This is a genomic window from Leifsonia poae, assembly GCF_027921845.1.
In the GTDB taxonomy this organism is placed as follows: domain Bacteria; phylum Actinomycetota; class Actinomycetes; order Actinomycetales; family Microbacteriaceae; genus Leifsonia; species Leifsonia poae.
This window is the reverse complement of sequence record NZ_BSEN01000004.1, coordinates 33,028-55,658: the sequence shown is the minus strand read 5'-3', so window position 1 is coordinate 55,658 and position 22,631 is coordinate 33,028. Positions and strand designations below refer to the sequence as shown.

The window sequence follows — 22,631 nt, the reverse complement described above, 5'->3', positions numbered from 1 at the left end:
AGCGAGGCGGCCGGCGCGGCGCTCAGGGCGTCGGGGAAGTTCGCACCGCTCGCCACGTAGACGACGGGGACCGAGCCGGCCGGGTACGCGGCACGCGAGATCGACACCGCGACGGCGTAGCGGTCGGCCCCTGACGCACGCGAGACCGAGGGCGTCCTGCCGGCGATCGTCGACCCGAACCAGCTGGTGTACGTCCCCCAGAAGTTGCGGTTCCCGTAGCTGGAGCACTTGTCTCCGGTGCCGAAGAAGTTCGCGAGCGCCGCCGCGTTCGGCTGGTAGGGCGTGTAGTAGTAGAGGGCGGCCGTCGCCTTGCTCCAGATCGCGACGGGCGCAGAGCCGCAGTTGAGCGAGGCCTTCTCGGAATAGAGGACATTGGTGACCTTGCCCACCGGAAACCACGTGAAGTAGTTCGAGGTCCCCGCGGGGTTCGCGTAGCGCTTGAACTGCCAGGCGGCTCCGTAGACCTGCGCGAAGAACCCGGCGGTGTCCGGATCGCAGCCGATGCCCGGATCGTCAGGGCACGAGTAGCCCGTGGCGTACGCGTACTGCGTGGCGGAGGGCCAGTCGTCGGTGACGAGGCCCTGCTCCTTCTGCAGGAGGGAGACCAGCACGCCCGGGTTGATCCCGCACGAAGCGGCGACCTTCGTGATGATCACCGATGCCAGTTCGCTGCTGGCCGCCGTGTATCCCTTGCACATCGCGTCGGCGCTGCGCGCCGCGGTGGCCGCCTTGTAGCTCCTCAAGCAGACGTAGCCCGTCTTGCACGTCGGTACCTGCGTGTCGAAAAGGCCCTGGATCTGCCCTTGCGAGAACGCCGTTCCGTTGTAGAACACGGCATCGGTCATCAGGTTGCCTGCGGCGAAATCTGACGCGACCACGGTCGCCGCGGCGGAGAACCGCGAGGAGCCGTCGGGCGCCGCCAGCTCGGGCGCTGTCTTGGCCGCTCGGGTCAGCCCCGTCGCCGCCTCCGCCTTCGCCACCCCGGCGTAATAGGCCTGCGCGGCCGCCGACGACGCGCCGTCGCCCTGATCACCAGGCGAGGCGACCGCTGGCAGCCCTCCTGCGATCAGTGCCGCCCCCGCGACGAAAGTTCCGATGACAATGCTCAGCGCCGAGCGCTTCCCCCATTTGCTCACCCGCCGATCCTAGCGACAGATTCGTGCAGGGGTGCATGATTCGGGAGGTTTGCGCGAAAATCTCTCGGCTAGACTCGTTGCCGATTCTGTCGACAGAAAGCACCCATCACCACATGAAGATTCTTGTCACCGGCGGTGCCGGTTTCATCGGCTCCAACTTCGTCCGCCGCACCCTCCAGGATGCGTACCCCGGGCTCGAAGGCGCCGAGGTCGTCGTCCTCGACGCGCTCACGTACTCAGGAAACCTCGAGAACCTCGCACCGGTCGCCGACTCCCCTCGGTACACCTTCATCAAGGGCGACATCCGCAACGGCGGTCTCCTCGACGAGCTGTTCCCCACGGTCGACGCCGTGGTGCACTTCGCCGCCGAGTCCCACGTCGACCGGTCGGTGCGCGATGCATCGATCTTCGTCGAGACCAACGTGCTCGGAACGCAGCAGCTGCTCGATGCTGCGCTGCGCAACAATCTCAAGCGCTTCGTGCACGTCTCCACCGACGAGGTCTACGGCTCGATCGCCGAGGGATCGTGGGCGGAGGACCGCCCGCTCGAGCCGAACTCCCCGTACTCGGCGTCGAAGGCCGGCAGCGACCTGCTCGCTCGCAGCTACTTCCGCACGCACGGCCTCAACGTCTCGATCACGCGCTGCTCGAACAACTACGGCCCCTACCATTTCCCCGAGAAGGTCATCCCGCTCTTCGTCACGAATCTCATCGACGACAAGCATGTGCCGCTCTACGGCGAGGGCAACAACATCCGCGACTGGCTGCACGTGGACGACCACACGCGCGGCATCGCCATGGTGCTGGTCAACGGCCGCGCCGGCGAGATCTACAACATCGGCGGCGGCACCGAGCTGACGAACAAGGAGCTCACCCAACTGCTCCTCGACGCCACCGGCAAGGACTGGTCGTACGTCGATCGCGTCGCCGACCGTCTCGGCCACGACCTGCGATACTCGGTCGACATCTCCAAGATCCAGAAGGAGCTCGGCTACGAGCCGCTCGTCCCGTTCCAGCAGGGACTGGCCGACGTCGTGCAGTGGTACCGCGACAACCGTGCCTGGTGGGAGCCCCTGAAGGCCCGCGCGGCGCTGGACAACTGAGCGCGATGACCCGCTATCTCATCGCCGGAGCGGCCGGCATGCTCGGTCAGGACCTGCAGCGCGCCCTCGCCGGCCGCGACGTCACCGCGCTCGGCCGCGCCGACCTCGACGTGACCGACAGGGATGCCGTGCTCGCCGCGGTCGCCGGCCACGACGTCGTGATCAACGCGTCGGCGTACACGAGGGTCGACGATGCAGAGACGCACGAAGACGAGGCATACGCGATCAACGCGACAGGCGTGGAGAACCTCGCGGTCGCTGCGCACGAACACGGTGCGAAGCTCGTCACGGTCTCGACCGACTACGTGTTCGACGGCTTCGGAACGTCGCCGTACTCCGAGGGCGCCCCGCGCGACCCGATCAACGCCTACGGCCGCACGAAGGCCGCCGGCGAGGAGCTGGCTCTCGCCGCGCATCCGGACGGCACCTACGTGGTGCGCACCGCCTGGCTGTACGGGGCGGGCGGCGCGAACTTCGCGAAGACGATGGTGAAGCTCGCCGGCAGCCACGAGACCGTCTCGGTGGTCGCCGACCAGCTCGGGCAGCCGACGTGGACCGGTGACCTCGCCGCCCAGATCGTCGCGCTGCTCGATGCGGATGCCCCGGCAGGCATCTATCACGGCACGAACGCCGGGCAGGCGAGCTGGTACGAGTTCGCCAAGGCGGTCTTCAGCCGGGCCGGTTTGAACCCTGATAGGGTCACACCGACCGACAGCTCGCAGTTCGTGCGACCGGCACCTCGGCCCGCGTACTCGGTACTCGGTCACGAGGCCTGGCGTGCCGCCGGCCTCGAGCCCATGCGGGAATGGCAGGATGCGCTGGCCGACGCCGCGCGACACGGAGTTCTGGAGCAGCATGACAACCCTGAGAGTGGTCGTTGATGAGCTCATCGGCGACGCTCCCGGTGGGGCCCGCCGCTACGCCGAGGAACTGACCAGGCAGATCATCGCCACGGCGCCCCCCGGCTGCGAGGTCGAAGGCATCGTCTCGAACGTGCCGCAGGAGACGTTCGACGACGTCGCGTCCCGTCTGCCGGGGCTCGCCCGGCTGATCAAGCTCCCGCTCGCGCGTCGCGAGCTCACCATGGCCTGGCAGTCCGGACTGGCGATGCCGGGCGCGGGCGGCATGATCCACGCCCCGAGCCTCTTCGCGCCGCTGCGCCGCCACGACCGTCTCAACGACGGCGAGCAGATCGCGGTCACCATTCACGACGTCCTCCCCTGGACGTTCCCGGAATCGCTGTCGTCGACGAGTGTGCTGTGGCAGAAGGCGATGGTCAAGCGCGCGCGCAAGCACGCCGACGCGATCGTGGTGCCGACGCACGCCGTCGCGAACCAGCTGTCCGAGGTCGTCGACCTCGGCGATCGCGTCCGGGTCATCGGCGGCGCTCCGGCCACGACGCTGCGGCTTCCGTCGGACGCCGACGAGAGGGCGCACCGGCTCGGGCTGCCCGAACGCTACGCCCTCACGCTGGGGTCGATCATGCCGCGTAAGGGCCTGACCCCGCTCATCCGGGCCATCGCTCGCCCGGAGGCGCAGAGCATCCCCCTGCTGATCGCCGGCCCTGATCGTTTCGGCGACGGCTCGGCGACGGGCGTCGCCGCGGCGGCGGGACTCCCCGAGGATCGCGTGCGCGCGCTCGGCCATCTCGACGACCCCGACCTCGCGGTCGTGCTCGACCGCGCGACCCTCTTCGTCTATCCGAGTCTGGCCGAGGGCTTCGGGCTGCCGATCGTGGAGGCCTTCAAGTTCGGCGCCCCCGTGATCCACTCCGACGATCCCGCCCTGGTCGAGGTAGCCGCCGGCGCCAGCCTGATCGTCGAGCGACCGGAGACGGCCGCTGACACCGACGGGTACGCCGAGCGGCTCGCCGCGGCGATCGGCCGCGTTCTCAGCGACGATGCTCTGCGCACCCGGCTGGGAGTGCTCGCCGCCGACCGCGCGCGGGCGTTCAGCTGGCGCGACTCCGCCGAGCGGGTCTGGCAGCTGCACGCCGACCTGTAGGCGGCCCAGCCCTATCCGGAAGCGCGCCGCGGAAGGCCGATCGGATCAGCTCCGCGCGTCGGCCTTGGCGCGCTCGACCGCCGGCCGATCGGCCGTTCGCTCGGTCTCCGGACGCTCGCCCGGCTCCGCGCGATCCGCCACGACCTCTTCGCGGCCGAACCACGACGCGTAACGCTCCGACGCCCACGCCCCGACCGCGCGCGACCAGCCGTGACTGCGCTTCTCGACGAGCCAGGTGAAGCCGACGGCCACGAGGATGGCGACCGGGACGCCGAAGAGCAGGGGGACGAACCACGGCTGACCGGCGAACAGGTAGGTGCTGAAGATCAGGATCGGCACGTGCACGAGGTACAGGCTGAACGAGATCGTCCCCGCGAACTGCAGCGGGCGCGACTCGAGGAGCAGGTGCAGCGGCTTCCAGCCGATCGCCGCGACGACGATGGCGGCGGCCGCGAGCGGGGCCAGGCCCTTGAGCGCGAAGACGAGCTCCGGAGCGTCTCCGGAGTTCTGGCCCATCAGCCACGGGGCGATCATCAGCATCGAGCCGCCGAAGGCCATCAGGAACCACAGCGGGTGACGCCACCGGCGCCGGTTCATGCGGTCGGCGAACTGGCGCACGGCGTCGAGGCGAACCGCGACGACGGCGCCGACGAAGAAGGCAGGCAGGTAGCTCAGGGCGCCCGAGTCGGTCCGCACCCCGAGCCAGGTGAGCACGGAGGCGGCGATCAGGCCGGCCATCCACCACTTGCGCACCGCGATCGCGGCGATCGCGATGACGGGCAGCGCGAGCGAGAAGACCAGCTCCCAGCGCAGCGACCACAGGGGGTTGTCGATCTGTCCATCGCCACCGAGAAGGTCCCAGGCCTTGACGATGTACTCCCACGAGAAGTTGGGCGTCGAGGAGTCGCTGAGCCAGGTTCCATCGGGCTGGGTCGAACGCTGGGGGATGGCGACCACGAAGGCGGCGGCGACGAGCGCCGCACCCATCACGGGGACCATCAACCGCACCACTCGGCGCGGGAAATAGGCGACCCAGTCGAATCCACGTGAGCGGACGACGGGAAGCGAGACCACCAGACCGGACAGCACGAAGAACACGATCACCGACTCCCAGCCGGCCGTCGCCAGCTTGAGCGGGGTGTAGGTGATCCACCACATCGGCGAGCCGGTCTGAACGTTTCCGGCGCCCGGTGTTCCGGGGAAAGTGGGGTTCGTGTACATGGCGTGATGGGCGAGCACGATCAGCGCCGCAAGGCCGCGCAGGCCATCCAGTGCGGCGAGCCGCCCACCCGTTTTCGTCTTCACATTCACACCAGTACTCGACATAGGCCGACCACGGTAGCCCCGGTACCTCAGAAGATCCTGTGACCTGTTCAGGGGACAGCTGAAGGCGGGTGCCCGATGGCGGCGCTATTTGCCGGTCGGCTTGGGCGTCGCGGGCGCGAGCGACTGCTGCACGAGTTTGTGGATCTGGCCGTAGTCGGGAGAGGTCGGCTCGATCAGAGGAGGCACCAGCTCGAGCTGCTTGACGGGGAGCTTGCGCGTCTTCATCCCGAGATCGACGAAGTAGCCGAGCATCGACTGCGGGATGTCCGTCTTGACCACCTGAGTGCCGGCGTTCGCGATGCCCTGGAACTTCGACACCACGTTGACCGGGTTCACCTGCTTGAGGATCGCATCCTGCAGCTGACGCTGGCGGGCCATCCGGTCGTAGTCGCTCGTGCCGTGGCGCGACCGGGCGTACCACTGGGCGGTGTAGCCGCTCATGTGCTGGGTGCCCGGCTTGATCCACGAGGTCACGTGGTTGAGGTTCTCGTCGCCGCCGATGGGGAGGCGTTCGGAGACCGTGATGTCGACGCCGCCGAGCGTGTCGATCAGGTCGGCGAAGCCCTGCATGTCGATCAGCACGTAGTACTGGATCGTCAGACCGGTCGCACCCTCGAGGGCGTCCCGCATCGACTCGATGCCGGGATCGCTGTGCTCTGCCTTGGCCTTCGGGTACAGCTGCGACTTGTAGAGCGACACCTCGGTGTAGATCGAGTTGAGCTGGCAGACGTCGACGTCGCAGTGGTCGTCGTAGCCGTAGCCGTCGGGGTAGAGCGCGTGCAGCGGGGACGAGGCCGGGAACGGCACGGGATTGAGGTCGCGCGGCAGGCCGATGGTGACCGCCTGGCCCGTGCTGGCGTCGATGCTGACGACCGACATGCTGTCGGGGCGCAGACCGTCCCGGTCGGGGCCGGCGTCGCCGCCCAGCAGCATGATGTTGTACCGGCCGTCGACGGGTGGCTGCGACGGGCCGGCCGAGAAGATGTCACCGAGAGCACCGCGGGCCGATCCGGCGACCAGCGAGGCGTAGCCGGCCGTGCCGGTGATGCCGACGAGCACGATCACGGCGAAGGCGGCGATCCAGCCGCGCGCAGAGGCGCTCGTCTTCACGAGACGAACCAGGCGCAGCGTGTCGAGGGTGAGCACGACCCAGAGCACCGCGTAGGCGATCAGCACCAGCTGGACGACCCAGAGGCTGGCCGCCTGCGTGAACAGGGTATAGAGGGTCTGCGGCGTGACCAGAGAGATCACCAGGGCCGCGATCGCGGCGAGCCACAGGAGCAGGGTCGCCACGATGCCGACCCGGCCGAGGCGGCGGTCGCCGGCGAGCACCTGGGCCGAACCGGGAAGGAGCACGTTGCAGACGACGAGCCACCAGCCGCGCTTGGTCATGGTGTGCGCGGAGGCGGTGTCGGGATGACGGAGGGGGCGGGCGATGGTCATAGGCGGGCTTTGAGTGCGGCGTTCTTCTGTTCGACGGTCGCCTCGAGGTCGGTGGCGTACCGGGCGAGGGCGGCCGTGAGCTCGTCATCGGCCGTCGCCAGGATCTTGATGGCGATCAGCCCGGCGTTCGTGGCGCCGCCGATCGAGACCGTCGCCACGGGGACTCCGGCGGGCATCTGCACGATCGACAGCAGCGAGTCGAGCCCGTCGAGGCGCGAGAGGGGTACGGGCACGCCCACCACAGGGAGCGTGGTGACCGACGCGAGCATCCCCGGCAGGTGTGCCGCTCCTCCGGCGCCGGCGATGATGACCTTGATCCCCCGCGCGGCCGCCTGCTTGCCGAATGCGATCATCTTCTCCGGCGTGCGGTGGGCGGAGACGACCTCGACCTCATGGGCGACGCCGAACTCGGTGAGGATCTGCGACGCGTCCTGCATCACGTTCCAGTCCGAGTCCGACCCCATGACGACGGCGACGCGTGGCTGTTCGGGGGTGGCGGGCATGGCCTCAATGGTAGGGCGCAGCCGGCGGGGAACCCGGCTGCGGCACGCGCCGGACGGGGATCAGCCTTCGAAGAACGCCGCGGCCGCCCTGGCCCGGTAGACCACGTCGTCGAGGTCGTCGCCGGTGACGGTGACGTGCCCGACCTTGCGACCGGGTCGCGGATCCTTGCCGTACCCGTGGAACTTGGCCTCCGGATGCGCGGCGAGCGCGGCCGGATACCGGTCCTGCAGGGTGCCCTCGCTCGGTCCCCCCAGGATGTTCACCATCACGGACCAGTCGTCGCGGGCATCCGGCGCCCCGAGGGGCAGATCGAGCACGGCGCGCAGGTGCTGCTCGAACTGGCTCGTCACAGCACCCTCGATCGACCAGTGGCCGCTGTTGTGCGGGCGCATGGCCAGCTCGTTGACGAGCACGCGCCCGTCCGTCGTCTCGAACATCTCGACCGCGAGCACGCCGGTGACGCCGAGTCCGTCGGCGATGCGACGGGCGATCTCCGCGGCCACCTCGACGACACGCTCGCTGGAGCCCGGCGCCGGGGCGATGACCTCGGCGCAGACACCGTCGCGCTGCACCGTCTCGACGACCGGCCAGACCGCGGTCTGACCGGAGGGCCGCCGCGCGATGAGCTGAGCGAGCTCACGCTGGAACGAGACGAGTTCCTCCACCAGCAGGGCCCCGCCGCGACCGTCTTCGGCGAGCGCGAGGAACCAGTCGTCGGCGCCGGCCGCATCGCTCACGACACGAACCCCTTTGCCGTCGTAGCCGCCACGGGCCGTCTTCACGACCGCGCGACCGCCGTGATCGTCGAGGAAGGCGCCGAGGTCCTCGGCCGATTCGACAGCGGCCCAATCCGGAACCGGGAGGCCCAGCTCGGTGAGCTTGGCGCGCATCTGCAGCTTGTCCTGGGCGTAGAGCAGCGCATCCGGGCCGGGGTGGACCTGCACGCCCCGGTTCACCAGCTCGCGCAGGATGGCGGGCGGAACGTGCTCGTGGTCGAACGTGATCACGTCGACCGTCTCGGCGAAGGCGAGAACGGTGTCGAGGTCGCGGTAGTCGCCGACGGCCGTGGCCGCGAGCTCCGCGCTCATGCCCTCTGCCTCCTCCAGCACCCGGATGTCCACGCCGAGCTCGATCGCCGGGGGGATCATCATCCGTGCCAGCTGGCCCCCGCCGATGACGCCCACCGTGTTCTTTGCCATCTACCGTCCACTCCTCGATGTTCTTCAGGTTAGGCCGGGACAACTCCCAGACTGGGGCTCTTTTTCTCGCGTAAGCTCACGAGCGCATTCTCTATCTTCGCGCATTCGATCCGATTGGAAGCATGAGCATCGACACCCCTGCCGCTCACCGCTCGCGGCTTCTGCCGCAGCTGGTGAAGTTCGGCGCCGTCGGCGCCGTGGGGTTCGTCGTCAACTTCGCCGTGTTCAACGGATTGATGCTCACGGTGTTCGCCAAGCTGCACCACGGCACGATCTTCGCGACGATCATCGCCACGGTCGTGGCCATCGCCACAAACTGGGTCGGCAACCGCTATTGGGCGTTCGCGGCCCAGCGGCAGAGCAACACGGCGCGCGAAGGCATCGAGTTCCTCATCGTGAGCCTGGCCGGAATGGGTATCCCGCTGCTCTGCGTGTGGGTGTCCCACTACCTCCTCGGGTTCACCTCGCTTCTGGCCGACAACATCGCCAACAATGTGATCGGGCTCGCGCTCGGAACGCTCTTCCGTTTCGCGTTCTACCGCTGGTGGGTGTTCTCGCCCGAGCGTGCGGAGCGCACCCGGCTCGCCCGCCAGGCGCGTGAGGCCACGACGACGACCACGTCCATCGACTCAGCGCCGGTCATGGCCACCACGACATCCACGTCGCCCGTTCAGGCGGTCGCGCAGTCGCTACCGCGAACCCCAGACCGTGGTCTCATCGGAGACTGACTCGGTCTGCTGCCGTCGCACCCCGACGACCGTCTGCGAATTCTCCATCAGGTCGTTCAGCGCGCGCTGAACGAGGTCGGCTTTCGGCACGTCCTTCAGCACCACCGGGCGTTCGAGGCCCGAATTGATGCGCACATCCCCCGAGCGGAATGCACTCTGCAGCCAGTTGCGCTTGAGCGAGATGTCGTAACCGCGGCTGTGCAGCAGCTCCTGACGCACCCGGATGAAGAAGCCGTGACGCAGGATGATGCGGCGCGTCGTGATCGTGTAGCGCGTGCTGAGCCAGAAGGCGAGCGGCAGCAGGAAGAGGAGCAGCACGAGTGCGGCCGCCGACGACCAGAGCAGCACGTTCTCCCAGACCTCGTCGAACTGGCCGACGAAGTATCCGAGGGCACCGCACGTCGCGATGAGCACGATGCTCGGCCAGAACAGCGCGCGGGCGTTCGGGCGCAGACGCGCGACGATCCGCTCGGGAGGTGGGGCCGGCACTCCCTCAGGCGTGTTGCTCATGACCCATTAATACCGCAGGTGCGTCACGTCGCCGGCCGCGACAGCCGTGATGCCGGCATCCGACCGCACGATCAGCCGGCCGTCCTCGTCGATCCCCGTCGCCTCGCCGAGAAGCGTCTCCCCGGAGGGCAGCTCGACGCGCACCGCTCGCCCGACCGTGTGGCACGCCTCGACCACCTCGTCGCGCAGTGCGCTGCCCACAGGATCGCCCCCCGCGGTCAGGAACTCGCGGTAGAGCAGCGTGAAGGCGGTGAGGTAGCCGGCGAGCACGGCATCCGGATCGAGGTCGGCGGGAGCTCCGGCGAGTAGCAGCGAGGTCGACGTCTCCGTCGGGAGCTCGTCGCGGCTGAGGGTCAGGTTGAGGCCCGCACCGATCACGACGCCGGAGAGGTCGGGCAGCAGCTCGGCGAGCGTGCCGCTCACCTTGGCGCCGTCGATGAGCACATCGTTCGGCCATTTCACCTCGACGCCGGCCGGGACGACCGTGGCGAGGGCCCTGCTCATCGCGAGGCCGGCGAGCAGCGGGAACCAGCTGTAGCGCTCGAGAGGGAGGCCGACGGGCTTCAGCAGGATCGAGATCGCGAGGGACTTGCCGGCGGGCGACACCCAGGAGCGGCCGAGTCGCCCACGGCCGCCGGTCTGATGCCCCGTGACGATGACCGAGAGATCGGGGAGCCCGGATGCGCGTGCGACCAGCACGTCATTGGTCGATCCGGCCTCCTCGAGGTATTCGAGGACGGGGACGACGGCTCGACTGCGACGGAACTCCATTGCCTCAGTCTGCCAGCGCCGGCCGTCGTTTTTGTAGGGATTCCTCAACGGCACGCCCCAACTTCTGGCCGGTAGAGTGAACGGCGTGACCGACACTGAACCACGCCAGACCCCCGATCTGCATACGACCGCCGGCAAGCTGGCCGACCTGAAGGACCGCTTTCACGAGGCCGTGACGGCGAGCGGACAGGCCGCCATCGAGAAGCAGCACGCGAAGGGCAAGCTCACCGCCCGCGAACGCATCGAGCTGCTGCTCGACCAGGGCTCGTTCGTCGAGTTCGACGAGTTCGTCCGCCACCGCACGCATGCGTTCGGCATGGAGAACAAGCGTCCCTACGGCGACGCCGTTGTGACCGGCGTCGGCACCATCCACGGCCGCAACGTCGCGGTCTACAGCCAGGACTTCACCATCTTCGGCGGTTCGCTCGGCGAGGTCGCCGGCGAGAAGATCATCAAGGTCATGGACCACGCCCTCAAGACCGGCGTGCCGATCATCGGCATCCTCGACTCGGGTGGAGCGCGCATCCAGGAGGGTGTCGTCGCGCTCGGCAAGTACGGCGAGATCTTCCGACGCAACACCGCCGCGTCCGGCGTCATCCCCCAGCTCTCGATCGTGATGGGCCCGGCGGCCGGTGGAGCGGTGTACTCCCCCGCTCTCACCGACTTCGTCATCATGGTCGACAAGTCGAGCCAGATGTTCGTCACCGGCCCCGACGTCATCAAGACCGTCACCGGCGAAGACGTCGGCATGGAGGAACTCGGCGGTGCGCTGACGCACAACAAGATCTCCGGTGTCTCGCACTACCTCGCCAGCGACGAAGAGGACGCCCTCGACTACGCGCGCGCACTCCTCAGCTACCTGCCCCAGAACAACCTCGCCGAGCTTCCCGTCTACGAGGCGGAGCCGGAGCTCGAGACCACGGACGCGGATCGCAAGCTCAACACGATCATCCCGGACTCGCCCAACCAGCCGTACGACGTGAAGTCGATCATCGAGGGCATCGTCGACGACGGTGAGTTCCTCGAGGTGCAGCCGCTGTTCGCCCCCAACATCGTGATCGGCTTCGCGCGCGTCGAGGGCCGCAGCGTCGGCATCGTCGCCAACCAGCCGAACGCGATGGCCGGCACGCTCAACATCGACGCGGGCGAGAAGGCGTCGCGGTTCGTGCGTTTCTGCGACGCGTTCAGCATCCCGATCCTGACGCTCGTCGACGTCCCCGGCTACCTGCCCGGCACCGACCAGGAGTGGACGGGTGTCATCCGCCGTGGCGCGAAGCTGCTGTACGCGTACGCGGAGGCCACTGTGCCGCTCGTCACGATCATCACGCGCAAGGCCTACGGCGGCGCCTACATCGTGATGGGCTCCAAGCAGCTGGGCGCCGACATCAACCTCGCGTGGCCGACGGCCGAGATCGCGGTGATGGGCGGCCAGGGCGCGGTCAACATCCTGTATCGCGGCGAGATCAAGCGCGCCGAGGAGGCGGGCGAGGATGTGGCCGCCGTTCGCACGAAGCTGGCCAACGAGTACACCTACAACGTCGCGAGCCCGTTCCTGGCCGCGGAGCGCGGAGAGCTCGACGGCGTGATCGAGCCGGCCGCCACGCGTGTCTCCGTCATCAAGTCGCTGCGGGCGCTGCGCACCAAGCGCGCGTCGATGCCGCCCAAGAAGCACGGGAACATCCCGCTGTGACCGAGGCCTCGTTCGATCCGGCGCAGCTGCGCATCGTCACGCCGGGCGTGACGCCGGAGGAAGTCGCGGCGCTGACCGCGGTGCTGACCGCGGCGATGGCGGAGCACGAAGAGGCCGCCCGGTCGGCGCGCACGACCGGCGACCCGGATGGCTGGGCTCGCAGCCAGCGCGCCCTCCGCGGGCCGCTCGATGCCGGCAGCGGGGCCTGGCGGTCGTTCTCGGCGTGAGCTCCGCGGCGGATGCTGCGGTGAGCACTGCGGTGGATGCTGCGGTTCGCCCGTGTGGCCTTCGCGATGTGCCCCGGATGGGTGTTGTACCCCGGCTGCGCTGTACCCCGAAAGCGGGGGGCGCGTCAATTCGCGGCAGTGTACGACAGGGATTCCCGCGATTGTCCCCCACGTGTCCTCCAAAATGACGACTTTGCAATTCGAAAGCCCGACGCCAATATTGTTATTGCTAGGTGTCTCTCCTCGTGAGTTACACCGCCAATCACTCGCCGACTAGGGTAAGCGGGCGAGTGTTTTGGGGGCGAGTCAGGGCGATATTCGGGTTGTCGCCCTGACTCGGGGTTTCAGACAGGGGCCGGCCATTCGGGTGCCGGCCCCTTCTGCATGTCCGGGGGACGTCGGGGCTCGGTCGACGGGCGAAGGGCGTGATCGAGCGTCAGTGCTTACGCGTGAGAGCTAGCGCGTCAGGGCTTACGCGTGCGAGCTTGCGCGTCAGTGCCCGCGCGTCAGAGCTCGCGGATGGGGCGCGGGATCTCCAGCCAGAGGTCGACCTCGTCGTCCTCCGTGTCCGCGCCGAGCGCGTTCGCGCTGCCGTCGTCCGACATCCGAAGCCCCACGACCGTCACCGCGGTCTTCGACGATCGGGGAACCGTGCGGACGATGAGCTTGTCGGTCGTCGTCCCCCGGATGGCGTCGGCGAGGCGCTTGAGCACGACCGTCAGCGACCGCTCGTCGAGGTCGTCGATGCCGCCCTCGTCGAGCAGGCTGACGACGACGCCGCGGCGGCGGGCATCCATCACCTGGCGGCGCACATCGTCGTTGAGCAGCCGGCGACCGCGGATCTCATCCCGGATCGCGCCCTCGAGGTACCGGCACTCGCGCCGCTCCGCCTCGGTCAGGTCTCCGCCACGACGCACGATCTCGGCGAGCATCGGGGCCGCGACGCGGTAGGTCTGCCGCAGCCGCATCTGACGCTCCATCACGTGCGCCTCCTGAGCGGCCTGCCACTCGGTGGCCTCCCGTTCGGCGCGGGCGAACTGGAGGGCATCCCGGCCGGCCTTGGCCAGCGACCCCGAGATCACCACGGCGACTCCGACCCAGACGACCGACCCGATCACGCCGAGCCCGGCGAGGGCGGCCACGCCGGCCCAGACGATCGTCTGCACGGCGAGGTAGCCGACGCCCACCCAGGCGGCGAACTGCTGACGGCGAACGGCGACGATGGTCATCAGTGTTCCGACGGCCGCGACGTACCAGGTGGCGTAGCCGTTGTCCTTGGCCGGGTCGAGCTGACTGGTCACGAGGATCGGAATGGCGACGCAGACCGCGAGGTCGAAGGCCGCCAGCCAGAGCGGCATCTTGGTGGGACTGGTCGGCCAGAGGCTGATCACGGTCGCCACCGCGTAGAGGATCATCGCCGCGATGGCCGGTCCGGGGTTCTGCGGGATGGAGAGCGACGAAAGCCCGAGGAAGAGGTGGTAGGCCGAGAACAGGGCTCCGAGGCCGAGGAAGAGGAACCGCGGAAGGGTGATCACGTGAGCACCTCCGGGTCGGTCTCCGACGACGGCCAGAGGATCGTCACGGTGGTTCCGTGTCCGATCTCCGACTCGATGCGGGCGTGCCCGCCGACCTTGGCCAGGCGTTCCCGGATGCTCACCCGCAGCCCGAGCCGCTCCGCCGGCACCTCGGCCGCATCGAAACCGCGACCTTCATCGCGCACGACGATGTGCACCGTCGCCAGCGGGCTGCCGCCTCGGATCGAGAGCGACCGGGCGACCTCGACGCCGCCCGCGTGCTGCATGCTGTTGACCATCGCCTGCACCGTGGCCGAATAGACGGCCTCGGCGACGTTGACCGGAAGGGTGTGCACCTCGATGTCGCGCACGTCGAGTTCGAACGGCGACGAGAAGGCGTTGGCCGCGGTGGTGATCCGCTCGCTGAGGCGGTCGAGCCCGACCAGGCTCTGATCCTCGGGGCTCGAGGCCTCGGCGGCATGCAGGTGGCCGATCGCATCGGAGGCCATGCGCGCGGCAAGCTCCTTGGCCTCCGGCGTGCGGGCGCTGGCGGCGGAGAGCAGTGTGGTGAGGACGCTGTCGTGCACGATCGCGTCGACCTGCACACGCTCCACCTCGGTGGCGTGCTGGCGTACCGCGTTCGCGTACTTGGCCAGGGCCTGGCTCTGCGCCGCGTCCACCGCGGACGCGGCCTGGCGCAGCATGGCGATGATCACGAGGATCACCCCGCCCAGGATGATCGCATAGAGGGCATCCAGGCCGGCGATCTCGGCGCCGACCCCGCCACCGGACGGCAGGGCGCGGATCACGCCGTAGGCGATCGGGACCAGGAACGTGTATGCCGTCGCGAGCCACAGCGGGAAGGCGACCGCCGCGAACGCGGTGAAGACGGAGCAGAGGAACCACACCCACGGCTTCGGTCCGATGGCGTCCGGGTCGATCGCCAGCAGAGGCCACGTGACGATGGCGAAGAAGAACGCCACGGCCAGGAACCCCATCGCGGGCCGCACGAACTTCTGGATGATGGCCAGCAGCACGATCACGGCGAGCCCGACGAAGATCACCAGCACGGTGATCAGGCCCCACGGCTCCTTCACCCCCGACAACTGCGCGAGCGCGGCGGGGAGGGTCTGCAGACCGAACACCAGCCCGAAGGCCGACACACTGCGGCCGGCGATCCTCTCGAAGCGCGCCCGGCTGATGGGGTTGCGCGGCTGGGACGTCCCGGGATGGGGCGGCCGGATGCTCGCGCTAGTTGCGCTCATTGCCCGTTTCCGGGTCGAGACCCGGAAGGATCCCGTCCTCCACAGCACGGCGCAGCAGGTCGACCTTCGTGGGCGCCGGGCGTCCGACCTCCACATACTTCACCCGGATGCGGTCGAGGTATTCGCGGGCGGTCGAGTTGGCGATGCCGAGCTGCGCCGCGACGGCCTTCAGCGGGAGGCCGGAAGCGTAGAGGTGGAGCACGTCGCGCTTCCGGCGGCCGAGCTGCGCCTTCGCGAAGTCGCTGTCGGCGTCGATCGCGGTCGCCCACTCGAGGTTGTTGAGCACGTCGCCGCTCGCGACCGTCTTGATCGCGTTCATGACCGTCGTGGTCGGCGACGATTTCGGGATCACTCCCGCCGCGCCGGCCGCGAGGGCCTCGCGCACGCTGGCCACCCGATCGGCGATGCTGTGCACCAGCACGGCCGCGCCCGTCGCCTGCGCGCGCTTGACGTTGTCCGTCACGCGCGAGCCGTCGCCGAGCGACAGATCGAGCACCACCACGTCGCATTCCTGGCTGCCGAGCAGCGTCACGAATTCGTCCACCGTGGCCGCGGTGACGAGCACCTCGTAGCCCGCGTCCTGGCAGGCTGCCTTCAGCCCGAGACGAACGGACTCGTGATCGTCGACGATTGCCACCCTCACCATGTTCCCCATCGTAGTGGGGCGCGGATTCGTCACGGAGTTCACGGCGCCAGCGTGGCGACGGCCTCGACGTGGTGAGTGTTCGGGAAGAGGTCGAAGGCGCGGAGGGTCCGGAGCGGGTAACCGCGCTCGGCGAACAGGGCGAGGTCGCGGGCGAGCGCCACCGGATCGCAGGCGACGTAGACGATCTGAGCCGGTGCGAGCGAGGCGATCGCCTCGACGACCTGCCGGCCAGCCCCCGATCGCGGCGGGTCGAGGATCACGGTCGCCGCCCGGAGGCGGGCACGCTCGACCGCGGACGACTCCGCCGCCAGCGTGCGCACGTACCGCTCGACTCGCTCCGTGACCGCAGAAGCGCCGAGCCACTCCGCCAGGTTCTCTGCGGCGTTGTCCGTCGCCCCCTCGTCGCTCTCCACCGAAGTGATGCGCAGCGTGCTTCCGAAGCGATCGCCGAGCGCGGCCGCGAGCAGGCCGACGCCGCCGTACAGGTCGAGGTTCGCCGCTCGCGGGTCGAAGAGCGCCTCGTCGACGGCCGACTGCACCGCCTGGGTCAGCGTCGCCGCCGCCTGGCGGTGCACCTGCCAGAAGCCGCGCGCATCCAGCCGGAACTCGCGGTCGCCGACCACTTCGCGGATCGGCACGGGACGCTGGCGCGGACGGATGGTGCGCCGCCCGCGCTTCACTGGCGCCTCGTTGACGAGCACATGTCCGGCGCCGGTGCCCGTCGCGACGACGTCGATCGACTCGGCACCGGGGAACGTCTGCCCGAACGGCGTCGACTCGTTGACCAGCTCGGTCGCGAGCGGAAGGTCGGTCACGGGGACGACGGTGTGCGAGCGCGGCGCGAACGGGCCGATAGTGCCGTCGCGCCCGACCTGGAGACGCACCCGCGTGCGCCATCCCGTGCCGTCGGCGGTCTCGCCCTCGACCGCCTCGACGAAGACATCCCTGTCGAGCTTGGCCATGCGCTGCAGGGCGTCGACGATCACCTGGCGTTTCAGTTCACGCTGGTGTTCGAGCCGGATGTGCCCGAACTCCGCGCCGCCGGCGCGGCTGCCGGGCTCGCGGTCGATGGATGCGGCCGACCAGACGTGCTCCTGCCGCTCGGGGGCGGCATCGAGCACTTCGAGAGCGTCGGCTCGCCAGAAGCTGTCGTGCGTGCGGTCGGTGATGCGGGCGCGGATGCGCTCCCCCGGCATCGTGTCGGGCACGAAGACCACGCGGCCCTCGTGACGTGCGACGAAGACACCGCCGTGGGCGACGTTGGTAATGTCGAGGTCGACCTCATCGTTCTGGGGCATCCGTCGAGCATCCCACAGGAATTCATGCGCCTCTACTTAGCGTCAACCTCGCCCGCTCGGCTCGCGCTCCTGCGTGCCGCCGGCATCGAGCCGATCGTCGTCCCCTCCCACGTCGATGAGACCGCCGCCGTGCTCGCCGCCGAGGCCGAGCACGGCCCGCTGTCGGCGGATGCCATGGTGCAGCTGCTGGCGCGCCTCAAGGCCGAGGCCGTGCGCGGCACCCTCGACGGGGAGCAGCTCGACGGCTTCATCTTCGGTGGCGACTCCGCCTTCGAACTCGACGGTGCGATCTACGGCAAACCCCACGAGCCGGAGGTCGCACGCGAGCGCTGGCTCGCGCAGCGCGGCCGCACCGGCCACCTGCACTCGGGGCACTGGCTGATCGACCACCGGAACGGCGTCGAGAACCAGGCCGTCGGCCGCACCGCTGTCGCCGCCGTCACATTCGCCGACGTCACGGACGCGGAGATCGACGCCTACATCGCAACGGGCGAGCCGCTCGAGGTCGCCGGCGCGTTCACGATCGACAGTCTCGGCGGTCCTTTCATCACGCGGGTCGACGGGGATCCGAGCACCGTGGTGGGCCTCTCGCTCGCGACACTGCGTGTACTGTTCGGTGAACTCGGCGTCGAGTGGCCGAGTCTCTGGAACCGTGCTTTGTAGGCATCCCGTTCCGCCGACCATCCATTTTTGTGGGGTTCGCCCAAAAGGCCGTCCCCACCGAGCAATAGGCTAGAGAACTGTGCCACGTATCACCAAGGTCCTCATCGCAAACCGGGGCGAGATCGCCGTCCGGGTCATCCGTGCAGCGAAGGACAGCGGAATCGCGTCCGTCGCCGTCTATGCAGACCAGGATCGCGACGCCGTTCACGTGAGACTCGCCGACGAGGCCTACGCCCTCGGCGGCACCACGAGCGCCGAGACGTACCTCGTCATCGACAAGCTGCTCTCCGTCGCGCGCCGTTCGGGCGCCGACGCCGTGCACCCCGGATACGGGTTCCTCGCCGAGAACGCCGACTTCGCGCGCGCCGTGATCGGAGCCGGGCTGACGTGGATCGGCCCGTCGCCCGAGGCCATCGAGCGCCTCGGCGACAAGGTCTCCGCCCGTCACGTCGCAGAGAAGGTGGGCGCTCCGCTCGCCCCGGGCACCCTCAACCCCGTCGCCGACGCGTCCGAAGTGCTCGAGTTCGTCGACCAGTACGGCCTCCCGGTCGCCATCAAGGCGGCGTTCGGAGGCGGCGGCCGCGGCCTCAAGGTGGCCCGCACCCGCGACGAGGTCCCCGAACTCTTCGAATCGGCCACCCGCGAGGCCATCGCGGCGTTCGGCCGCGGCGAGTGCTTCGTCGAGAAGTACCTCGACCAGCCCCGCCACGTCGAGACGCAGTGCCTGGCCGACGCCTACGGCAACGTCGTCGTCGTCTCCACCCGCGACTGCTCGCTGCAGCGTCGCCACCAGAAGCTCGTGGAAGAGGCGCCGGCACCGTTCCTCTCCCCCGCCCAGACCGATGCCCTCTACAGCGCGTCCAAGGCCATCCTCAAGGAGGTCGGCTACCAGGGCGCCGGCACCTGCGAGTTCCTGATCGGCAAAGACGGCACCGTCTCCTTCCTCGAGGTGAACACCCGCCTGCAGGTGGAGCACCCCGTCTCTGAGGAGGTCACCGGCATCGATCTCGTGCGCGAGCAGTTCCGTCTCGCCGAGGGTGGCGAGCTCGACTACGACGACCCGATCGCCCGGGGTCACTCGTTCGAGTTCCGCATCAACGGCGAGGACGCCGGGCGCGGGTTCATCCCCTCCCCCGGACCGGTGCACGTGTTCAAGCCCGCCGGCGGCCCCGGCGTGCGCGTCGACAGCGGCATCCAGGCGGGCGACGTCATCAGCGGATCGTTCGACTCCATGCTGGCCAAGCTCATCGTCACCGGCGCCAGCCGCGAGGAGGCGCTCGAGCGCTCCCGTCGCGCGCTGGACGAATTCGAGGTGGCCGGTCTCCCCACCGTGCTCCCCTTCCACCGCGCCATTGTTCGCGACTCCGCCTTCGCGCCGCAGGACGGCGAGCCGTTCTCCATCTACACGCGCTGGATCGAGACGGAGTGGATCAACGAGATCGAGCCGTGGTCGGGCGAGCTCGGCGACGCCTCCCCGGCCGAGCGCCGCAACAGCGTCGTGGTCGAGGTCGAGGGCAAGCGCATCGAGGTCTCCCTTCCTTCCAAGCTCCTCTCCGGCGGAGCCGATACCGGCGCCGCGACCAGCCCGGCGCCGCGACGGCGCGGTGGCGCCCACGCCGTGGACACCGCGACGGGCAACTCGGTCACGGCGCCCATGCAGGCGACCATCGTCAAGCTCGCGGTCTCGGACGGCGACGAGGTCGTGAAGGGTGACCTGGTGCTCGTGCTCGAGGCCATGAAGATGGAGCAGCCGCTCACGGCTCACAAGGACGGAACCATCGCGGGGATCAACGCGAACGTCGGCGAGACCGTCTCGTCCGGTCATCTGCTGCTCAACATCGTCTGATCCCCCGAGGCGCGAAACCGCGGGGTCGCCAGGCTACTTCGCGTCGGAGTTCTCAATCGAGCGCGCTCTTTCGGTGTGCGGTCCGCGAGTTCCGGCTGCACGAATGGCTGGCCGGTCCGCGGACCGGTCACGTCCGGTGCCGCGAGCACGGTTTCGATGATCCGGCCGACGTCGGGCCAGTGCTCGAGCACGTCGCGCGCAGGAAAACGCAACCGGAGAAATCCGTACATCGCCAGGCCGGTGTCTCGCGCACGATCCCGCTCGAATGCTCCGCGGTCGCTGTGCCAGGCATAGCCGTCGATCTCGATGTACAACCGGCCGTCGACCCGCAGGTCGACCCTTCCGACGCCCGCGACTCCGATCTGCTGCTCCACCAGATGACCCGCCTTGGTCAGCCGCTGACGCACGATCGACTCGACACCCGAATCCGATCCGGGACGTGCCTTGGCCGCGACGGCGCGTGCGCGCACGGATTCGCCCGCGAACAGTTCACCGATCGCCTGAAGCGACGTCAGGCCGGCCGAGATCGCCGTATCGAGCACGGCGACCGCCGTCTCCTCGTCGGCGCAGTGCACGACCGAGACCAGACAGTCGTCGATCGAATCGCGCCAGATCTCGCGGCCGGGGCGTTCCGCGGGCATCCAGTGCCGGACAGCGAGGGTGTACGGCAGGCGAGTCGCATGACGCGCGACCCGGATGTGCGTGCGCTGATCGGTCCCCGCCCAGAGTCCGTAGCTTCGCGCAGCACTCACGCAGCACAGGCGTCCGCCCGATCGCGCCGCCTCCAACGCTGCATCCGACGCGGCGAGCGACGCGTAGCTGCCACGACGTGGCCGGAAGAGAAGGCCGGCCCGGACCGCCTCCGTCAATGCGTCCGATGTGGCGCCGGCCGCGAGGAGCTGACGCCGCGAAGCGACGCCACCCAGTGCTGTGAGCTGTTCCATCCAGTGCATGGGACGAGTCTTCCGTCGCCCGGGCGCGCTCGGGCCCGACCAGCGCGATCTGTGGAGAACAGCGGCCTGTGGAGAATACGCAACCCCTGTTGCGGGCGGCACAACTCCGGAACCCCGAGCCGACACGCCGCCGCCGGCCGCACAACTCCGGAACTCCGCGCCGGATCCGGCCGAACATCCGGAATTGCGGACGCGCGACCGGCGAGCAACCGAGCTGCGCCCAGCGACGGCCACCCGCACAACTCCGGAACCCCGAGCCGACACGCCGCCGCCGGCCGCACAACTCCGGAACGCAGCCGCAGATGCGGCTCAGAGCTCCGGAGTTACGCCGGCACGCAGAACCAGCGCCTACAGCAGCGCCCTACAGCACGATGTGCATCGCCCTCGCCGCGTCCGAGATCGACCCGGACAGCGACGGGTACACCGTGAACGCCCGCGCCACCTGGTCGACCGTGAGGCGGTGCTCCACGGCGAGCGCGAGCGGGAAGATCAGTTCCGACGCGCGCGGCGCCACGATGACGCCGCCGATCACGGTGCCGGAGCCGGTGCGCGCGAACAGCTTGACGAACCCGTCTTTGATGCCGAGCATCTTGGCGCGCGGGTTGGACTTCAACGGAAGCTTGTAGATGTCGCCCTGGGCGATGCCGTCCTCGATCTGCTTCTGGTTCCAGCCGACCGTCGCGATCTCGGGCTGCGTGAAGATGTTCGACGTCACATTGCGGAGCTCGAACGGGTTCACCGCGTCGCCCATCGCGTGGAACACCGCCGTGCGGCCCTGCATCGCCGCCACCGAGGCGAGCGGGAGCAGATCCGAGCAGTCGCCTGCCGCGTAGATGTTGGGGATCGAGGTGCGCGCGACGCGGTTCACCCGGATGTGGCCCGACTCCGTCAGCTGCACACCCGCTTCCTCGAGGCCGATGCCGGACGTGTTCGGCACTGAGCCGACCGCCATGAGGCAGTGGCTGCCCTCGACCGTGCGGCCGTCGGACAGCGTCGCCACGACGCCCGTGTCGGTGCGCACCACCGACTGCGCGCGAGATTTGGATAGCACCTGCATGCCGTTGCGCTTGAACACGTTCTCGATGACCCGGGCCGCGTCGGCGTCTTCGCCGGGGAGCACCTGGTCGCGGCTGGAGATCAACGTCACCTTCGAGCCGAGTGCGGTGTAGGCCGAGGCGAATTCGGCGCCGGTCACGCCGGATCCGACCACGATGAGGTGCTCCGGCACGTGGCCGAGGTCGTACAGCTGCGTCCAGGTCAGGATGCGCTCGCCATCCGGTACAGCCGAGGGCAGGATGCGCGGCCGGGCGCCGACCGAGACCACGAACGTGTCGGCCTCGATGCGGTCGAAGTCGGTGCCGGTGTCGCCCTGGGCCGTCGACACGATGATCGCGTTGGAGCCGTCGAGCCGTCCCTCGCCGGTGACGATGCGCACGCCGGCCCGCATGAGCTCGGCCTTCATGTCCTCCGACTGCTGCCGGGCGAGGCCCATCAGCCGCTTGTTGACGGCCGCGAGGTTCACTGCGATGTCGGGACGGACCGGCTTCCCCGACTCGCCGCGGGTGAAGAACTGCACGCCCAGGTCGGCCGCTTCGCCGATGGCGTTGGCTGCCTCCGCGGTGGCGATGAGGCTCTTCGACGGCACCACGTCGGTGATGACGGCCGAGCCGCCGACCCCGGTGCGTTCCACCAGGGTGACATCCGCCCCCAGCTGGGCACCCGCGAGGGCGGCCTCGTATCCACCTGGCCCACCTCCGAGTACAGCGATCCTCTGCTTGCGCTCGAATTCATAGGCCATGCTCCTA

General features: G+C 69.1%; 21 protein-coding genes. 8 read left to right on the top strand and 13 right to left on the bottom strand.

The annotated features are described in order from the left end of the window. A partial coding sequence (locus PKE84_RS05580; protein WP_271176235.1) for a cell wall-binding repeat-containing protein occupies window positions 1-1,136 on the bottom strand: 1,136 nt, incomplete at its 3' end. Between the two features lie 113 nt (window positions 1,137-1,249). Here PKE84_RS05580 and rfbB point away from each other — a divergent pair. The 3 genes from rfbB to PKE84_RS05565 are packed head-to-tail and all read left to right on the top strand — an operon-like array spanning window position 1,250 to window position 4,243. Continuing rightward, entirely contained in the window at window positions 1,250-2,239 is a 990-nt protein-coding gene (rfbB, locus tag PKE84_RS05575; protein WP_271176234.1) for a dTDP-glucose 4,6-dehydratase, read from the top strand. 5 nt (window positions 2,240-2,244) lie between these two features. Next, entirely contained in the window at window positions 2,245-3,120 is an 876-nt protein-coding gene (gene rfbD, locus PKE84_RS05570; protein WP_271176233.1) for a dTDP-4-dehydrorhamnose reductase, read from the top strand. Continuing rightward, complete coding sequence (locus tag PKE84_RS05565) at window positions 3,095-4,243, top strand: glycosyltransferase family 4 protein (RefSeq protein WP_271176232.1); 1,149 nt, start codon at window positions 3,095-3,097, stop codon at window positions 4,241-4,243. Before rfbD ends, PKE84_RS05565 begins: the two co-directional genes overlap by 26 nt. 45 nt (window positions 4,244-4,288) lie before the next feature. On the opposite strand, the gene PKE84_RS05560 is transcribed toward PKE84_RS05565, so the two are convergent. From PKE84_RS05560 to PKE84_RS05545, 4 genes are all read right to left on the bottom strand, one after another. After that, entirely contained in the window at window positions 4,289-5,548 is a 1,260-nt protein-coding gene (locus PKE84_RS05560) for an acyltransferase family protein (RefSeq protein WP_271176231.1), read from the bottom strand. A gap of 105 nt (window positions 5,549-5,653) precedes the next feature. Beyond that, the gene (locus tag PKE84_RS05555) at window positions 5,654-7,012 is read right to left on the bottom strand and encodes an LCP family protein (RefSeq protein ID WP_271176230.1); all 1,359 of its coding nucleotides are present in this window, start codon (window positions 7,010-7,012) and stop codon (window positions 5,654-5,656) included. After that, window positions 7,009-7,515, bottom strand: coding sequence for a 5-(carboxyamino)imidazole ribonucleotide mutase (purE, locus tag PKE84_RS05550; RefSeq protein ID WP_271176229.1), 507 nt, complete (start codon window positions 7,513-7,515; stop codon window positions 7,009-7,011). The genes PKE84_RS05555 and purE overlap by 4 nt, the downstream gene beginning before the upstream one ends. 60 nt (window positions 7,516-7,575) lie before the next feature. Further along, a complete protein-coding gene (locus PKE84_RS05545; protein ID WP_271176228.1) occupies window positions 7,576-8,715 on the bottom strand; it encodes a 5-(carboxyamino)imidazole ribonucleotide synthase in 1,140 nt (379 codons plus the stop codon). Between the two features lie 122 nt (window positions 8,716-8,837). On the opposite strand from PKE84_RS05545, the gene PKE84_RS05540 reads away from it, so the two are divergent. After that, complete coding sequence (locus tag PKE84_RS05540; protein ID WP_271176227.1) at window positions 8,838-9,443, top strand: GtrA family protein; 606 nt, start codon at window positions 8,838-8,840, stop codon at window positions 9,441-9,443. Here PKE84_RS05540 and PKE84_RS05535 read toward each other — a convergent pair. Continuing rightward, window positions 9,405-9,953 carry a PH domain-containing protein gene (locus tag PKE84_RS05535; RefSeq protein ID WP_271176226.1) on the bottom strand — a complete coding sequence of 183 codons (549 nt, stop codon included), beginning with the start codon at window positions 9,951-9,953 and terminating at the stop codon, window positions 9,405-9,407. The two genes, PKE84_RS05540 and PKE84_RS05535, sit on opposite strands and share 39 nt — an antisense overlap. 6 nt (window positions 9,954-9,959) lie before the next feature. Further along, the gene (locus tag PKE84_RS05530) at window positions 9,960-10,724 is read right to left on the bottom strand and encodes a biotin--[acetyl-CoA-carboxylase] ligase (protein ID WP_271176225.1); all 765 of its coding nucleotides are present in this window, start codon (window positions 10,722-10,724) and stop codon (window positions 9,960-9,962) included. Window positions 10,725-10,800: 76 nt separating this feature from the next. On the opposite strand from PKE84_RS05530, the gene PKE84_RS05525 reads away from it, so the two are divergent. Then, window positions 10,801-12,414, top strand: coding sequence for an acyl-CoA carboxylase subunit beta (locus PKE84_RS05525; RefSeq protein ID WP_271176224.1), 1,614 nt, complete (start codon window positions 10,801-10,803; stop codon window positions 12,412-12,414). Further along, window positions 12,411-12,641 (top strand): acyl-CoA carboxylase epsilon subunit, encoded by a 231-nt coding sequence (locus tag PKE84_RS05520; RefSeq protein ID WP_271176223.1) that lies wholly within the window; start codon window positions 12,411-12,413, stop codon window positions 12,639-12,641. The genes PKE84_RS05525 and PKE84_RS05520 overlap by 4 nt, the downstream gene beginning before the upstream one ends. Before the next feature lie 506 nt (window positions 12,642-13,147). Here PKE84_RS05520 and PKE84_RS05515 read toward each other — a convergent pair. From PKE84_RS05515 to PKE84_RS05500, 4 genes are read right to left on the bottom strand one after another with little or no spacing between them, the layout of a single operon-like run. Beyond that, window positions 13,148-14,176 carry a DUF8320 family protein gene (locus PKE84_RS05515; protein WP_271176222.1) on the bottom strand — a complete coding sequence of 343 codons (1,029 nt, stop codon included), beginning with the start codon at window positions 14,174-14,176 and terminating at the stop codon, window positions 13,148-13,150. Further along, window positions 14,173-15,420, bottom strand: coding sequence for a sensor histidine kinase (locus PKE84_RS05510; RefSeq protein ID WP_271176221.1), 1,248 nt, complete (start codon window positions 15,418-15,420; stop codon window positions 14,173-14,175). The genes PKE84_RS05515 and PKE84_RS05510 overlap by 4 nt, the downstream gene beginning before the upstream one ends. Continuing rightward, window positions 15,407-16,066, bottom strand: a complete 660-nt coding sequence (locus tag PKE84_RS05505; RefSeq protein WP_271176220.1) for a response regulator transcription factor — start codon at window positions 16,064-16,066, stop codon at window positions 15,407-15,409. The genes PKE84_RS05510 and PKE84_RS05505 overlap by 14 nt, the downstream gene beginning before the upstream one ends. A 38-nt stretch (window positions 16,067-16,104) precedes the next feature. Continuing rightward, entirely contained in the window at window positions 16,105-17,364 is a 1,260-nt protein-coding gene (locus PKE84_RS05500) for a class I SAM-dependent RNA methyltransferase (protein WP_271176219.1), read from the bottom strand. Between the two features lie 24 nt (window positions 17,365-17,388). On the opposite strand from PKE84_RS05500, the gene PKE84_RS05495 reads away from it, so the two are divergent. Beyond that, the gene (locus PKE84_RS05495) at window positions 17,389-18,027 is read left to right on the top strand and encodes a Maf family protein (protein WP_271176218.1); all 639 of its coding nucleotides are present in this window, start codon (window positions 17,389-17,391) and stop codon (window positions 18,025-18,027) included. A 79-nt stretch (window positions 18,028-18,106) separates the two neighbouring features. Further along, window positions 18,107-19,873, top strand: a complete 1,767-nt coding sequence (locus PKE84_RS05490; RefSeq protein WP_271176217.1) for an acetyl/propionyl/methylcrotonyl-CoA carboxylase subunit alpha — start codon at window positions 18,107-18,109, stop codon at window positions 19,871-19,873. On the opposite strand, the gene PKE84_RS05485 is transcribed toward PKE84_RS05490, so the two are convergent. Together PKE84_RS05485 and PKE84_RS05480 are read right to left on the bottom strand one after the other, a co-directional pair. Beyond that, entirely contained in the window at window positions 19,849-20,415 is a 567-nt protein-coding gene (locus PKE84_RS05485) for an endonuclease domain-containing protein (protein WP_271176216.1), read from the bottom strand. The two genes, PKE84_RS05490 and PKE84_RS05485, sit on opposite strands and share 25 nt — an antisense overlap. A gap of 772 nt (window positions 20,416-21,187) precedes the next feature. Next, window positions 21,188-22,624 carry an NAD(P)H-quinone dehydrogenase gene (locus tag PKE84_RS05480; protein ID WP_271176215.1) on the bottom strand — a complete coding sequence of 479 codons (1,437 nt, stop codon included), beginning with the start codon at window positions 22,622-22,624 and terminating at the stop codon, window positions 21,188-21,190. Window positions 22,625-22,631: the final 7 nt, after the last annotated feature.

Bases quoted from the DNA above. Each gene is read 5' to 3' on its own strand.
- PKE84_RS05495 (WP_271176218.1), top strand. From the start codon at position 17,389: ATGCGCCTCTACTTAGCGTCAACCTCGCCCGCTCGGCTCGCGCTCCTG.
- PKE84_RS05545 (WP_271176228.1), bottom strand. From the start codon at position 8,715: ATGGCAAAGAACACGGTGGGCGTCATCGGCGGGGGCCAGCTGGCACGG.
- PKE84_RS05540 (WP_271176227.1), top strand. From the start codon at position 8,838: ATGAGCATCGACACCCCTGCCGCTCACCGCTCGCGGCTTCTGCCGCAG.
- PKE84_RS05505 (WP_271176220.1), bottom strand. From the start codon at position 16,066: ATGGTGAGGGTGGCAATCGTCGACGATCACGAGTCCGTTCGTCTCGGG.
- purE (WP_271176229.1), bottom strand. From the start codon at position 7,515: ATGCCCGCCACCCCCGAACAGCCACGCGTCGCCGTCGTCATGGGGTCG.
- rfbD (WP_271176233.1), top strand. From the start codon at position 2,245: ATGACCCGCTATCTCATCGCCGGAGCGGCCGGCATGCTCGGTCAGGAC.
- PKE84_RS05535 (WP_271176226.1), bottom strand. From the start codon at position 9,953: ATGAGCAACACGCCTGAGGGAGTGCCGGCCCCACCTCCCGAGCGGATC.
- PKE84_RS05500 (WP_271176219.1), bottom strand. From the start codon at position 17,364: ATGCCCCAGAACGATGAGGTCGACCTCGACATTACCAACGTCGCCCAC.
- PKE84_RS05510 (WP_271176221.1), bottom strand. From the start codon at position 15,420: ATGAGCGCAACTAGCGCGAGCATCCGGCCGCCCCATCCCGGGACGTCC.
- PKE84_RS05480 (WP_271176215.1), bottom strand. From the start codon at position 22,624: ATGGCCTATGAATTCGAGCGCAAGCAGAGGATCGCTGTACTCGGAGGT.
- PKE84_RS05555 (WP_271176230.1), bottom strand. From the start codon at position 7,012: ATGACCATCGCCCGCCCCCTCCGTCATCCCGACACCGCCTCCGCGCAC.
- PKE84_RS05565 (WP_271176232.1), top strand. From the start codon at position 3,095: ATGACAACCCTGAGAGTGGTCGTTGATGAGCTCATCGGCGACGCTCCC.
- rfbB (WP_271176234.1), top strand. From the start codon at position 1,250: ATGAAGATTCTTGTCACCGGCGGTGCCGGTTTCATCGGCTCCAACTTC.
- PKE84_RS05530 (WP_271176225.1), bottom strand. From the start codon at position 10,724: ATGGAGTTCCGTCGCAGTCGAGCCGTCGTCCCCGTCCTCGAATACCTC.